This is a genomic window from Nostoc sp. UHCC 0870, assembly GCF_022063185.1.
In the GTDB taxonomy this organism is placed as follows: domain Bacteria; phylum Cyanobacteriota; class Cyanobacteriia; order Cyanobacteriales; family Nostocaceae; genus Trichormus.
This window is the reverse complement of sequence record NZ_CP091913.1, coordinates 3,194,168-3,207,877: the sequence shown is the minus strand read 5'-3', so window position 1 is coordinate 3,207,877 and position 13,710 is coordinate 3,194,168. Positions and strand designations below refer to the sequence as shown.

At 42.2% G+C, this 13,710-nt stretch carries 12 protein-coding genes; 4 read left to right on the top strand and 8 right to left on the bottom strand.

Annotated features, from left to right (window positions below; all coding sequences use genetic code 11):
- Window positions 1-145 precede the first annotated feature (145 nt).
- A complete protein-coding gene (locus tag L6494_RS13545) occupies window positions 146-1,432 on the top strand; it encodes a DNA cytosine methyltransferase (protein WP_237995723.1) in 1,287 nt (428 codons plus the stop codon).
- A 184-nt stretch (window positions 1,433-1,616) separates the two neighbouring features.
- Here L6494_RS13545 and L6494_RS13540 read toward each other — a convergent pair whose 3' ends face one another.
- The 3 genes from L6494_RS13540 to L6494_RS13530 form a co-directional block, all read right to left on the bottom strand.
- Entirely contained in the window at window positions 1,617-3,509 is a 1,893-nt protein-coding gene (locus L6494_RS13540; protein WP_237995721.1) for a lipoxygenase family protein, read from the bottom strand.
- A 355-nt stretch (window positions 3,510-3,864) separates the two neighbouring features.
- Window positions 3,865-4,281 carry a BON domain-containing protein gene (locus L6494_RS13535; RefSeq protein ID WP_237995719.1) on the bottom strand — a complete coding sequence of 139 codons (417 nt, stop codon included), beginning with the start codon at window positions 4,279-4,281 and terminating at the stop codon, window positions 3,865-3,867.
- Window positions 4,282-4,737: 456 nt separating this feature from the next.
- A complete protein-coding gene (locus L6494_RS13530; protein ID WP_237995717.1) occupies window positions 4,738-5,046 on the bottom strand; it encodes a DUF3067 family protein in 309 nt (102 codons plus the stop codon).
- 315 nt (window positions 5,047-5,361) lie between these two features.
- Here L6494_RS13530 and petC point away from each other — a divergent pair, with 315 nt between their 5' ends.
- From petC to L6494_RS13515, 3 genes are all read left to right on the top strand, one after another.
- Window positions 5,362-5,901: a cytochrome b6-f complex iron-sulfur subunit gene (gene petC / locus L6494_RS13525; protein ID WP_237995715.1), complete on the top strand. Its 540-nt coding sequence runs from the start codon at window positions 5,362-5,364 to the stop codon at window positions 5,899-5,901.
- Between the two features lie 281 nt (window positions 5,902-6,182).
- Window positions 6,183-7,184, top strand: coding sequence for a cytochrome f (petA, locus tag L6494_RS13520; protein WP_237995713.1), 1,002 nt, complete (start codon window positions 6,183-6,185; stop codon window positions 7,182-7,184).
- 180 nt (window positions 7,185-7,364) lie between these two features.
- Window positions 7,365-7,592: a photosystem II protein, Psb35-related gene (locus L6494_RS13515; RefSeq protein ID WP_190696990.1), complete on the top strand. Its 228-nt coding sequence runs from the start codon at window positions 7,365-7,367 to the stop codon at window positions 7,590-7,592.
- Between the two features lie 87 nt (window positions 7,593-7,679).
- Here the strand turns inward: L6494_RS13515 and L6494_RS13510 are convergent, their stop codons facing one another.
- The 5 genes from L6494_RS13510 to dnaJ form a co-directional block, all read right to left on the bottom strand.
- The gene (locus tag L6494_RS13510; RefSeq protein ID WP_237995711.1) at window positions 7,680-8,852 is read right to left on the bottom strand and encodes an RNA-guided endonuclease InsQ/TnpB family protein; all 1,173 of its coding nucleotides are present in this window, start codon (window positions 8,850-8,852) and stop codon (window positions 7,680-7,682) included.
- 492 nt (window positions 8,853-9,344) lie between these two features.
- On the bottom strand, window positions 9,345-10,934 hold the full coding sequence (locus L6494_RS13500; RefSeq protein ID WP_237995706.1) for a glycoside hydrolase family 57 protein: 1,590 nt from the start codon (window positions 10,932-10,934) through the stop codon (window positions 9,345-9,347).
- A 183-nt stretch (window positions 10,935-11,117) separates the two neighbouring features.
- Window positions 11,118-12,215 (bottom strand): small ribosomal subunit biogenesis GTPase RsgA, encoded by a 1,098-nt coding sequence (gene rsgA, locus L6494_RS13495; protein WP_237995704.1) that lies wholly within the window; start codon window positions 12,213-12,215, stop codon window positions 11,118-11,120.
- Window positions 12,215-12,469, bottom strand: a complete 255-nt coding sequence (locus tag L6494_RS13490; RefSeq protein ID WP_237995702.1) for a sulfurtransferase TusA family protein — start codon at window positions 12,467-12,469, stop codon at window positions 12,215-12,217. Before L6494_RS13490 ends, rsgA begins: the two co-directional genes overlap by 1 nt.
- Window positions 12,469-13,593: a molecular chaperone DnaJ gene (gene dnaJ / locus L6494_RS13485; protein ID WP_237995700.1), complete on the bottom strand. Its 1,125-nt coding sequence runs from the start codon at window positions 13,591-13,593 to the stop codon at window positions 12,469-12,471. Before dnaJ ends, L6494_RS13490 begins: the two co-directional genes overlap by 1 nt.
- Between the last annotated feature and the right edge of the window lie 117 nt (window positions 13,594-13,710).

The following is a 13,710-nucleotide window of genomic DNA, read 5'->3' as shown; positions in this document are numbered from 1 at the left end:
ACGATAATTTTTCTTAAATAGTTCAAAGATAATCGTTATAGCGTTTCCTAATCACATGAGGTATATAATAGCCCCCTCCTTGCTTGCCTACGATGTACACACAAGTCCAACATTTTCATGCTAAACCTTGATACCGCTAACAGAAATGAGACTCAGCACTCAGCACTCGCTACTCAGCACTAAAAGAAGACCGATCGCCGTAGATTTGTTTGCGGGTGCTGGTGGTATGAGTTTGGGTTTTGAGCAGGCTGGTTTTGATGTGTTGGCGGCGGTGGAAATTGACCCGATTCACTGTGCTACCCATGAGTTTAATTTTCCTTTCTGCTCGGTTTTGTGTAAAAGTGTTGAGCATACATCAGGGACAGAAATTCGCCAGCGATCGCAAATTGGTAATCAAGAAATCGATGTGGTAATTTGTGGTTCACCCTGTCAAGGTTTTTCTCTCATGGGTAAACGGGTGTTCGATGATCCGCGTAATTCCTTAGTTTTTCACTTTCATCGGTTGGTTTTAGAGTTACAACCTAAGTTTTTTGTAATGGAAAATGTCCGGGGAATTACAGTTGGTGAACACAAACAAATCCTCAAAATATTAATTGATGAATTTAAAGCTTGTGGTTATCAAGTAGAGGAAAATTATCAAATTCTCAATGCTGCTAAATACGGTGTACCCCAAGCACGCGAAAGATTATTTCTTCTCGGTGCTAGGCAAGATTTCCAGTTACCGAACTATCCCCAGCCAATTACCCAACCAGCCAAGCCGAATCATAAGCGGTGTAAAACTTCAATACTGCCAATTTCCCCCACGGTTTGGCAAGCAATTGGAGATTTACCAGAGGTAGAAAATTATTCAGAGTTATTACATCAAGATTGGGTAATAGCAGAGTATGGTAAGCCTAGTAATTACGCTAAGATGCTCCGTGGTATCAGGAGGGTGAGAGATGATTATTCTGGCGATCGCCAATTTGATTCCCATATTCTTTCTTCCAGCCTGAGAACCAAGCATTCATTAACGACTATGCAACGTTTTCAAGATACTCCCCAGGGAGAAAGAGAACCTATTAGCAGATTTCATAAGTTACATCCGGCTGGTGTTTGCAATACTTTAAGAGCCGGCACAGATAAATACAAGGGTTCTTTTACCTCCCCTAGACCAATTCATCCACTGACCCCACGATGTATCACAGTCAGGGAAGCTGCACGCCTGCATTCTTACCCCGACTGGTTTAGATTCCACATCACCAAATGGCACGGATTTCGCCAAGTGGGTAATTCTGTACCACCCTTACTAGCCAAGGCGGTAGCCAAAGAAATTATTCTTAGTTTGAATATATCGCCTGTTAAACCCCGTATTAAGTATAAGTTGGGAACAGAAACACTATTACAACTAAATATCTCCCAAGCAGCACAACATTATTACGCTGAAAAGGATTAGAAAAAACTTTAGTCCCTTGTTTCCCAAAGTCCTTACACCCCACCCCTTAATCCCCTCCCCGCAAGCGGGGAGGGGAGACAAGGCGTAGCTTTGGCGGGGGTGGGGTTCTTCGGGTTTCATCAGCAATTAAGCGGACATGATATAAAAATCTACTCAGTGAATTGCCCAATTCCCAATTCCCCAACTAGATATTTATGCTTTGAGGAATTTTAGAAGGAAGCAGATATTCATAGGGTGGGCGAATTAAGTTGCGCTTTTTGATGGTGATTTCAATTTCTTCGAGATGGCTTTGGAGCGATCGCAATAAGGGTTCGACTTTGGGATCTGGAAAGTGTTTTTGCGGATATTCACCCAATTTGTTGTAATATACAGAACCTAACAAAGCCAACAGGCTATACTGCTGTTGCGCCTGCTCTAGTGGTGGCAATAATTTGAGATAATCTTGCTCAGTTACTTCTTCTTTGAGAATTGAGGCTGGTAAATAACCGGCTAATGGGAAGCCTGGGGCGTAACCCATCAAATCTTTTTGGGGAAAGTTGACAGCAGCGTGTTGCACACTGGCGGTAAAAATAATTAAAGTAACGGCATCAACTAAGTATTCTTGTGTTTTGATGCCACCATCTTCCCCAAAATCGGCTATACGACCGCCATCATGAGCTTGCACTTCCGCCGCCCAAGCCTGAATATATGCGTCATTTTGAATATCTTGGTCTGTCGTGTAATAAAGCTTCAGGTAGTCTGAAACCCATTGACGAATAGCATCCCAAGTTAATAAGGCATCATCTCGGTAAGGATAAACAGGTAAGAGTTGAGGATCATCCACACCACGCTGTTGGAGTTGTTTGGGTAACATAGCAGTGTTAAAGCCGAAGCTTTGTAAACCCAGCACTGTTAACACGCGTGAGTTATCAATTGTTGATGAGAGTAAAGTATCAACCCCACCAAAAGGAGCAATCAGAGCGCGTTGAGCAGCATCGTTGATGGCTAAAGTCCCCTCAAAATGAGGACGTAGCAGCAAGTTGAGGGGGTGGCTACTGGGTAATTGACGATGGGTGGCGATCGCAAAAATTCCAGCTAATAGATGTGTTCTAGCTAGGTGGGTGACAGGTTCGTGAAAGTTGCTATCGGCAATCTCAACAATGGTTTTGGCGATGAGCCAAGCATATTTACCAGATTTAGGGGTAATAATTGGGTAATCTTCCCCTGGGGTTTGACCGCATTGAATGGCTACTGGCCTTAACAGACGGTTGGGGTCTGAACCTTTGGGTACGGCAAAAAGTGCTAAAGGTGCATAGAGATATTTTTGCGCGGTGGGAAATGTACCATTAATAGCACCTTTAAAAATGGCATAGTCTAGAAGGTATAGTCGGCCTTCCTCTCCTGCAACTGCGAGGGAATCGTCATTTCCCATCACGGCTTGGTAGTGTGCATCGGTGACAGGGAAGTTGTCCTCTAGACTAGTGACTCGCTGAATCATCACGGGATTGTAGCCAGCTACCCGCATATAAGCAAACACTTCGTCTTCTTGGAAAGAATCTGCGATCGCTGGTACTGGAATGACCGGGAATAATTTCTTATAATCTTCAAGACTTTTAACGTGACCTGTGGGTTTTCCTTGATCAAGCAGTTTCCTAATTCGACTCAGGGAATCCCCCAAGATTAAGACTCCACTTTGTTTAATCAGCGAAAACAACAAATCATCCAGTTCTCGAAAATCTGTAGAAAATCCCCGAAGCAGCAATTGCGGGATAATTTGCAGCAGTCTAGCAATAACGCTGATGTTGGCTGGTATTGCCCCTTTCAGTATAGCTTCCAGGATAAATAGTTTGACATCATCACGAATCAATTCCGAACCGCGATTACCTCGGTTGGTAATCAAAGTATTCACAAAAATAATCTTTAACTCTTCAACTAACAACAAAAACCATCTAGTTTGAAATCCTTCCCCGTCAGGTAGCTGATCCACCATCGCCATAGGTGGAATATAGCTGTAGTTATATTTATATCGCTGTCTAGCTATTTCTAGACTGGGGTTGCTTGAAGCACTGCTCGAATTATGAGGTAATGAAGTAGTCATGAAAACTCCGCACAGCAAATGATTTCCCAAGAGTCTTAAAAGTTAATTGCAAATAACCTTTTTAATTCACTTATGTAATCAATCAGGTGATTTGCAAAGTTTTATGAATTCAAATTAGGTGAATTTTTGACAAATTTCACGAAGATACAGGTATTATGGCAACGAGACTTTCAGTTGCAGTTTTTTTTAAGAAATTTTATATAAATAGATAATTTTGATAATTTGTAGGGGTGCAAAACTTTGCACCCCTACAACATCTAAGTATTTAGGCGAAATTAATTATACAGAATATTTTTCTGTCCCCCTATCCCTGCCCATGAATTTAATTGTGTCGCACTACTTACCCATTCACCTTCTAAGGCTTGTTTGTAGCTTTGACTTGTGCCTCTATGGTGACACTTTTGACACCTTTAACTTCTTTAACTAATTTTTCAGCTTTTTTCAGTTCTTCTTGAGAAGTAGCTGTGCCTTTGATGATGATTTCACCATCTTTATTTTCCACTTCTAATTTATTTCCGGGTAAGCCAGCCTGTAGTTTTTTACTAACTGTGGTTTTTAAATCTACCTCAGCTTTTCCTACTGAGTTTTTCTGAGTCTCAGTTTTTGCTTTAGTTTCTGTGCTAGCTGCGGGAATAGTAGTTGGTTTTGTCTGAGAGTTGATAGTTTTATCCGTAGTTTTAGGCGTTTCTGAGGTGTTTTTAGCAGCCTCTTCACAGCCAAAAGCACCAACTAATAAAAAACCAGTAACTATGAAGGTAATTAGCTGTTTCATATTTATCTCCTACTTGAATATTTGCAGCGATTAATTGATCTGTGTGTCAGACTCAGAAGCGAATTTTAAACCACGATCAAAGTTGAGACGGTCAATATTTATAGCCAGCCAAGATGACTGTAACTAGAAACTTATACGTCTATTAAGTCCTGAAATCCGCAAGCTTATTTGGAGATTTTTGAAATTATTAATTCAGATCGTAAAAATAACAATTTAATTAATTTTTAATTTTGTATTACTATGAAAATTTAAATATTTAAAACAACCTGTATAAGCCTTATGACAACAGCAAATTAAAAAATAAAACCAATATAAATACTTAGAGTTTAATTTGCAACATATAATCAGTTATTCTTTAGAAACATCAATGCCAATGCAAATAGCTACAAGGATGGCGATCGCAGTAATTAATCAGCAGTATTTTTGAGGGTGCAGGAAAATTGTTCAGGTATAAAATTAAATAATCCATTCAGAAGCGCGTTCACCCAAATCTAAGGGGATGCTAACAGCTTTGCCAAGACGGGGGCGATCGCGTGTTTGGGCAATAAATGTCCGCACCTGCGCCGCACCACCCAAAGCATGAAGATAATTCGCCACACTATCTAAATGCTCTTGATATTCTGCCTCACTCATCGGGAAAGACGCTTGCTCTAGATACTTCCACATGACTTGCAGAAATATCTTCCCCTGGGTGCGCCGGAACTGAACATCGTATGAATGTCCCCATTTATCCAGCAATAGTTGGTGTAACTCCTGTCCTGTCATAAGCAATTAAAAATTCAAAATGAAGAAACCGAATCAAAGTCAGAATTTTAGCGGGTGATACCCGCTACCGCTAACAGCACTCCTCACTCCCCACCCAGAACTTTTCACATTTAGTTATGATGTTAAGTTCCGTAACTCAAGTATGATAAGGATATAAAGAAATGTAATGCTAACAAAATGGATGCTAAATATATCTTGAAACAAAGAAATACAGCATCACGGTCGGCGTTAGCATTTCGACTCAGACAGGAGATGCTCAAGTATTAGCACTCTTGTCAACACGCTTAACAAAATACACGAAAGAGCGCGTAGATTATGGCTCAATTTTCTGAATCTATGGACGTTCCCGATATGGGGCGACGTCAATTCATGAACCTGCTAACTTTTGGAACTGTCACAGGTGTAGCCCTGGGTGCATTGTATCCCGTTGTCAATTACTTTATTCCACCAGCAGCTGGTGGAGCAGGTGGCGGAACAACAGCAAAAGACGAGCTGGGCAACGATGTTAGCGTCAGCAAATTTCTAGACAGCCATAATGTAGGCGATCGTACCCTAGTTCAAGGACTAAAGGGAGACCCAACTTACATTGTGGTGGAAAGCAAAGAAGCTATTACTGATTACGGCATCAACGCCATTTGTACCCACTTAGGTTGTGTCGTTCCTTGGAATGTGGCAGAAAACAAGTTTAAATGCCCTTGTCACGGTTCTCAATACGATGCCACAGGTAAGGTAGTACGTGGCCCAGCACCACGTTCTTTGGCATTAAGTCACGCCAAAGTGGAAGAAGATAAAATCGTTCTCACCACTTGGACTGAAACTGACTTCCGTACAAACGAAGAACCTTGGTGGTCTTAATCAGTGCTGAGTGCTGAGTATTGAGTGCTGAGTATTGAGTGCTGAGTATTGAGTGCTGTTAGCGGTAGCGGGGCGTTTAGCCCGTGCTGAGTGCTGAGTATTGAGTATTATTGTCTCCACTCATAACTCTTAACTTATTGCGGCTGAGAGTGCTAAGTCTTTAGTTCAAAGTCCATAGTAGAAATTATCAACTAATGACTAATGACTAATGACCAATGACTAATGACTAATGACTAATGACTAATGATCAATGACTAATTCAATCGTTGTCCTTAAATGAGATGAGAAATGCTTGTATAACAGCGAGGTTAACTCGCAGTGCTAGAGCAATGGTAAAAGTATTGCTCGTAGCGATCGCTGCCGTGACATTTTTCTTTACCAGCGACATAGCCCTTCCCCAATCTGCTGCTGCATATCCCTTCTGGGCGCAGCAAACCTACCCAGAAACCCCTCGCGAACCGACAGGGAGAATTGTTTGTGCTAACTGCCACCTAGCAGCCAAGCCAACAGAAGTAGAAGTTCCCCAATCGGTACTACCTGATCAGGTATTTAAAGCCGTTGTCAAAATTCCTTACGACACCAGTTTGCAACAAGTTGGTGCTGATGGTTCTAAAGTCGGCTTAAATGTCGGTGCTGTGTTGATGTTACCCGAAGGCTTCAAAATTGCACCCGCAGACCGCATTTCTGAAGAATTGAAAGAAGAAGTAGGCGATGTTTACTTCCAAGCCTACGGCGAAGGGAAAGAAAACGTCGTAATTGTTGGCCCCTTACCTGGCGAACAGTATCAGGAAATCGTCTTCCCAGTCCTTTCTCCCAACCCTGCAACGGATAAAAACATCCACTTCGGAAAATATGCAGTAAACGTCGGTGCAAACCGTGGACGTGGACAAGTTTATCCTACAGGCGAAAAGAGCAACAATAACGTCTATAACGCTGCTGCTACAGGCACAATTAGCAAGATTGCTAAAGAAGAAGATGAAAACGGTAGCGTTAAGTATCTAGTAAACATCAAAACTGAGTCCGGTGAAGTTGTTACTGATAGCATTCCCGCAGGCCCAGAATTGATTGTTTCCGAAGGTCAAGCAGTGACAGCAGGCGATGCTTTAACCAGCAACCCCAACGTTGGTGGTTTCGGCCAAAAAGATGTAGAAATCGTATTGCAAGATGCTAACAGAGTTGGCTGGATGATTGCTTTCGTTGCGCTTGTAATGATGGCTCAAGTAATGCTAGTTCTCAAGAAGAAGCAGGTTGAAAAAGTGCAAGCTGCTGAACTTAATTTCTAAATTCTTTGCTAAATCAATATTTTTCAGACAGGCTAACTACCTGTCTTTTTTATTTTCAGGCAGTGAGGAATACCCATCCTACCTGATCGGTATGCACACATGAGAGCATCTTGCAAACTTTGTTGCAATAAAGTTATATTTATTTACATAAGATTACAAAAATAAAAAAAGAGGTTTGTCATGACTATTTTATTTGCAGTATTAGCCTTAGGTTGGGTAGCAGCTTCTGTATTAGGCACAATGGCTTATTTCCTAGGAGAGCAGAAAAAGCCTATCCATGAACGTAACTGGAGTTCTGAATCCTTTGAAAAGTTAGCTAAATCTATCACTGGTACAGATATAGACTATAGCGATCGCACTCCTGCCTATGCGATGGATGCTTATACTAGCCGGAATCTGTCCCGATAACATTCAAAATGGTGACGTACTCCACACACTCCCCTTCTCTGCGAGACGCTACGCGAACGGGTGAGTGTGGGCTTCTCAACGACTCTTCTATGAAGACATTAATTGAGCTTTAAGACCGTGCGTCCCACGGTTCTTTATGTTTATAGCCGCATTCAAATCCCTGCAAATACTTGTATGACAAACAGGACAATTATGTATTCTCTGGGATAGCGGCTTTTTGACTATATGACCACAGCTAGAACATTCTTGGCTAGTACCATTTGGCTTAACAGCTATTACCTTCAAACCAGCATTTTCGGCTTTGTTTGAAAGTATTGTTATAAACTGCCCCCATCCAGCGTCATTGACACTTTTAGCCAGTCTTGTTTTAGCAAGTCCTTTGATATTTAACTTTTCAACAGCTACAACATCATACTTATCAAGCAATGTTTTGGCTGTTTTGAAGTGAAAATCTCTACGGGTATCAGCAACTTTTTTATGTTGCTTACCCAATTTTTGAATAGCTTTTTTACGACGATTAGAACCCTTTTTACGTCTTGACACTTTACGCTGTGCTGATTTTAATCTACGTTCAGCCTTGCGTAAATGTTTTGGCGCAGCAACTCTAGAATCATCAGACGCTACATAAAAATCAATTAACCCAACATCAATACCAACAATATTGTCAGGATTAAAATCAGGTTTAACAGTTGGCACTGTTTTGTCATCAAGGCTAAGGGTGACATAATAACCATCAGCTTTCTTTGTAATGGATACAGTTTTTATATCAAATCCATCGGGTATAGGTCTATGGACAATTACTTTAACTTCTCCAATCTTTGACAGTGTGATTTTATTGTTAACAAAGTGATGCTGCTTGAATTGGGTGTAAGTAAAAGTTTTATACTGCCCTTTACCTTTAAATCTAGGTTTACCAGACTTTTTACCGTTAATATCACCTTTTAGCCATCTATCAAAAGCTAGTTCAACTTTTTTTGGGACTTCCTGTAATACTTGAGAATGAATATCCTTATACCAAGGTCTATCAACTTTCAATTGAACCAAAGAAGCTTTTTGATTGTAGTAGTTAGGCTGTTCCTTTAATTCTGGCAAGTGACAAATTAATGGGCATCTGTCGATAGGACAACGATTTTGCTCATACCAGTCAAACCTTTGAGCAAGCAAATAATTGTATTGACAACGCAGCATTTCTAGCGTCTTGTCTATTTTCTCTGCTTGTTCTTTAGTCGGCTTGATTTTGTATTGGTATGAGGTTTTCATTGCTTTATCCTTGTTTTCGACCTATGTTTAGCATTACATAAATGTAACGACGTTGTACTGGCATTCATGAAAAGCAAAACATTAAATTTAAGAATATCTGAGCGCAGATTAAATAAATTAAGATTATATGCAAGTCAAAACGATAAAACTATGACTCATGTAATTGAAGATTTTATCGATTCGCTCAAAGTTAAAAATGCTGACTCCGACGCTCGCAGACTCGCTAACGCTGCGCTAACATCGACCCCCTGCCCTGTTAATCCTGCGGATTGAATTAGTTGTGGGTCAATTCGTCGTCAGCCAAAAATTCATCTCATCACTCGTCCTTCGGACTGAGTGAGAGGCTTCTTTTTGTTTTAGCTAAATTTGTCACTAATAATAAACCCCCAGTAATTGATCCTGGGGGTTTTGCTTTTAAGCTACTAAAGGGTTAGAGGCTAGAGAATCTAATTTTTTATTACTCAGCATTCACTACTCACTACTCAGCACTCTTTACAAAGGACGGTAAGCACGGTAGTTGATATTGGGGAAAATATTATCCATTAATTCGACCTTTTCCAACCAACCGCTATCGATTTTGCCGATTTTCACATCTTCATAGAGCTTATTAAAGCGCATCAAGTGCGATCGCGTGCGTCTCACAGCATAAGGAACCATTGTTCCTGTCCGCATAATAAACGCCCAGTCTGAAGATTGCGCCAATAGTAACTCCCGCGCTGCTTGATTCAGTGCCTTCAAGCCTAATTCATCCTCTGGTTCTAGACTAGAGATTTCAATCATGCGTTCAGCAGCTTTATGCAAGTGTGGATAAATCCAAGCATTAGTCTCATTTAACCAATACTCATGGAAACCCTTATAACCCCAACTCGACTGGGAAGGACGACAGACTTGTTGGGTTGGTTCTGCCCGTAAATAGTCTGCTAAATGAGTCATTTTATAAGTTCCTTGGTCATACCAAGACTTGCGGAACAGATAATCAATAAACCAAGGGCCTTCATACCACCAATGTCCAAATAATTCGGCATCATAAGGCGACACAATAATCGGCGGACGCTGCATAATATTGTAAAGATGCTCTGTTTGCCGTTCGCGGTTATACATAAAATTAGCCGCGTGTTCTGCCGCTTTTTCCTTTGCCCAATAAGGATCATAAAGTGCCTTATCTGATAGCCCTAAGCCGCGCCCAGTAATTTTATGATACTTAATCCCCGTATTTTTACGCTGACCGTTGGGCATGATATAGGGTTTGATGTACTCATACTCAGCTTCCCAACCCAAATCTTTGTAAAATTCCCGATATTCTGCCGCACCGGGATAACCTACCTCAGAAGACCAGACCTGCTGAGAAGATTCATGATCGCGACCAAAGGCTGCAACACCCGTTTCTGTAAAAATTGGGGTATAAGTACCAAAACGGGGACGAGGACGGGCGTAAAGAATACCATGCCCATCAGTGAGGAAGTAGCGCAAACCAGCATCGGCTAGCATCCTCTCTAAGCCTTCATAGTAGGCGCATTCTGGCAACCAAATACCTTTAGCGGGTCGGCCAAAAGTTTCTTCGTAGTGTTCACAAGCTACCTGAATTTGCGCCCACACAGCTTGGGGATACATTTTCATCAGTGGTAAATAGCCGTGAGTCGCACCACAAGTGATGATTTCTAAGTTGTTAGAGTCTTGAAACTGTTTAAAAGCCGTAACTAAATCGCCATTGTAGCGTTCCCACATCTGACGCGCTTCGTTAAACTCAGTGGCGTAGTGTTCAGCTAAGTAACGCATATGCCCATTTTGGACATTGCGTTCGGCTTCCAGTTCTATAAGTTCTTCTAATTGAGCTAGATGTGCATCATAGCGTTCTTGCAGCAAAGGATCACGGAGCATGGACACAAGCGGCGGTGTCATACTCATAGTGATTTTAAAATCAATGCCGTCTCGCTTTAAGCCTTCAAATACTTTCAATAAAGGAATGTAAGTTTCTGTAATAGCTTCATAGAGCCATTCCTCTTCCAGCACATAATCACTTTCTGGGTGACGAACGAAGGGAAGGTGTGCGTGGAGTACAAGCGCGACGTAGCCAATAGCCATAGTGTTTTAGGGTGATACTGATAAATTGAAGGTCTAGGGAGTAGGTGGAAATTAACAATATTTTAAGACCTTCTGGGGATCGTATCTGACTAGTAATCTGAGGAAATTAACTATCAACCCAAAATAAATTTTTCACTACTGTCCCTCTTGTCCCCTTCCACTCCCTACCCAATGAACTGCTGCTTAATCTTCTTCCTGATATAAATCTTGTAACCCTTGTATTTGAGTGCGTCGGGAAGTGCGGCGGTATTTTTTACTTTCTAGTTTTGGTTCGTATTGGCTTTGACCTTTACCTTTGGTTTTGTGCCTTAAATTTGATTCGGGATCGGCTTGTTGGTTAAGTTGTGTTTGTCGTGCGATCGCTTCGTCCAAAAACTCTAAATAATGTTCATAGCGTTCCCAATTACCCTGCACTACACAATCTGGCTCATCTCGATGTAAACAATCATTAAATCTACACCTACCATTAGCTAGGCGTTCTCTGACTTCTGGAAAATAATGTACTAATTCTTCTGGACTGCAATCCAAATCAGGCTGATTAAAGCCGGGGGTGTCTGCTAATAAACCACCATTGGGTAAGTCAAATAATTCTACATGGCGTGTGGTGTGACGACCACGGGCTAATTTACCAGAAACTTCCCCCACACGCAGGTTAATATCGGGAATTAAGGCATTAATTAAGCTGGATTTACCCACACCAGAAGGGCCAGCGACAACGGTGATTTTTTGGCTGAGATATTTTGCTACTTCGGCAATATTAATTTCCTGCTGAACGCTAATAAACAGGGGTTTATAGCCCCAATTTAACAGGCGATCGCTAATTTCTTGCTTTTCTTGTGGACTGACTAAATCGCTTTTATTCAAACATAACAGCACATCTATACCAGTAGATTCAGCCTTAATTAGAAATCGGCTGAGTTGGTAAGGTTCTAGGGGTGGGTCAGCCACCGCAAAAACCAATAGAATTTGGTCAGCATTGGCGATTGGTGGGCGGTCTAATTCAGTTCGGCGGGGTAAGACATCCGCGATCGCTCCCCGTCCTCCAGACCAATCTGGCTCTTCTACGACCACGCGATCGCCTACCATTACTTGCTGACCGATTTTCTTCAACAGCATTCTGCGAGTGCAGAGTAGCAAGGGGGGTAGAGGGGAATCTAAATCTAATTGTCCCCCTGCTCCCTTGCTCCCCTGCTCCCTTGCCTCATCTAGCTGTACTTTGTAAAAATTAGCCTGCACGGCTAACACCGTACCCAAAAACTGTCCAGTAGTACCAAGTTTCATTAGGCAGTTACGGGACGGCGGATGAACAAAGAAAAATAGCCAGTACAGTCGGTAATTTTTTCTACCTGATAACCAGCCATTGTCAAGCTATCAGGAACTTGTTCAATTGGTTCACCAGGGTCTAACCATACCTCCAGCAAAGCCCCAGGGGACATTTGCTCCAGACGAAGTTTAGTCCGCACAAAATTAATCGGGCAAGGAGTGCCACGCAAATCTAGTTGAGCATCGGGAGTTGATAAATAAGATACCTTCATTACTTAAACAAGTTTCCCAAGAATCCTTCTAAACCACCTTTGCCAGTACGGTCTCCCTTAATTTTAGCCAACTTCTCTAACAATTCTCTCTCCTCTGGTATCACCTTGGTAGGAATATCAATTAACACCGTTAACAGATGATCCCCCCGACTCACAGGATTACCTAGGCGTGGTACACCTCGATTTTCCAACTTCATCACCGTATTAGGCTGAGTGCCGGCGGGAATAATTAATTCTACAGGCCCATCTACGGTATCTACTTCCAAACGACAGCCTAGAATTGCTTGCAAATAGCTAACTTTAATTTCCGAAAGAACATTAATTCCGTCCCGGTGAAATTCTTCATCCTCGTTGACGAACAAGTAGACATACAAATCTCCAGGAGGACCACCACGTTGACCTGCATCACCCTCTTGGGATATGCGTAGACGTGTACCATTATCCACACCTGCGGGAATAGTAATTTTCAGTTTCTTGGTAATTTGATTTGTACCCTTACCATCACAAGTATCACATTTGTCTTCAATTACCATGCCTGTACCATTACAGGTGGGACAAGTGGATACTTGAGTGAAACTGCCAAAAGGTGTTCTAGTTACACGACGGACTTGACCAGAACCGCTACAAGTTGAACAAGTGCGGGGACGAGTTCCTGGTTTAGCACCCGAACCACCACAGGTTTCACAGGTTTCTAGGTGAGAAATGCGAATTTCTTTTTCACCGCCAAAGACAGCTTCCCGAAATTCTAACTTTAAGTCTAGCCGTAAATCATCACCCCGCGCCGGCCCGCTACGCCGTCTTTGGGTTGGGCCACCCATACCACCGGCAAAGCCACTAAAAATACTTTCAAAGATATCAGCAAAGCCGCCCATATCGCTCATATCTTGGTAACCAACACCAGCACCGGAAACACCCTCTGGGCCGAAGCGATCATAACGCGCACGGGTTTCTTGCTCAGACAGGACTTCGTAAGCACGGTTAATTTCCTTAAATCGCTCCTCCGCCCCCGGTTCTTTATTCACATCGGGGTGATACTTCCGGGCTAGACGACGGTAAGCTTGTTTGAGTTCTTCTTTGTCAGCGTCACGAGAGACGCCCAGAATTTCATAGTAGTCGCGGGACATATAGCAAAGGTAAAAGTGAGGACGAATAGATGATAAGGCAGCAAGCACCACAAGTGGGGCTGGCTGGAGGCTAGTACCGCAGGGCGGAAGTCAAAAGTCATAGACGCGAAAGCGGCT

What these genes read in the sequence shown, in the direction of transcription:
- rsgA (WP_237995704.1), bottom strand. Translation starts at nt 12,215, where the DNA reads ATGAAACTTGGTACTACTGGACAGTTTTTGGGTACGGTGTTAGCCGTG.
- L6494_RS13540 (WP_237995721.1), bottom strand. Translation starts at nt 3,509, where the DNA reads ATGACTACTTCATTACCTCATAATTCGAGCAGTGCTTCAAGCAACCCC.
- L6494_RS13535 (WP_237995719.1), bottom strand. Translation starts at nt 4,281, where the DNA reads ATGAAACAGCTAATTACCTTCATAGTTACTGGTTTTTTATTAGTTGGT.
- L6494_RS13545 (WP_237995723.1), top strand. Translation starts at nt 146, where the DNA reads ATGAGACTCAGCACTCAGCACTCGCTACTCAGCACTAAAAGAAGACCG.
- L6494_RS13500 (WP_237995706.1), bottom strand. Translation starts at nt 10,934, where the DNA reads ATGGCTATTGGCTACGTCGCGCTTGTACTCCACGCACACCTTCCCTTC.
- petA (WP_237995713.1), top strand. Translation starts at nt 6,183, where the DNA reads ATGAGAAATGCTTGTATAACAGCGAGGTTAACTCGCAGTGCTAGAGCA.
- petC (WP_237995715.1), top strand. Translation starts at nt 5,362, where the DNA reads ATGGCTCAATTTTCTGAATCTATGGACGTTCCCGATATGGGGCGACGT.
- dnaJ (WP_237995700.1), bottom strand. Translation starts at nt 13,593, where the DNA reads ATGTCCCGCGACTACTATGAAATTCTGGGCGTCTCTCGTGACGCTGAC.
- L6494_RS13515 (WP_190696990.1), top strand. Translation starts at nt 7,365, where the DNA reads ATGACTATTTTATTTGCAGTATTAGCCTTAGGTTGGGTAGCAGCTTCT.
- L6494_RS13490 (WP_237995702.1), bottom strand. Translation starts at nt 12,469, where the DNA reads ATGAAGGTATCTTATTTATCAACTCCCGATGCTCAACTAGATTTGCGT.
- L6494_RS13510 (WP_237995711.1), bottom strand. Translation starts at nt 8,852, where the DNA reads ATGAAAACCTCATACCAATACAAAATCAAGCCGACTAAAGAACAAGCA.
- L6494_RS13530 (WP_237995717.1), bottom strand. Translation starts at nt 5,046, where the DNA reads ATGACAGGACAGGAGTTACACCAACTATTGCTGGATAAATGGGGACAT.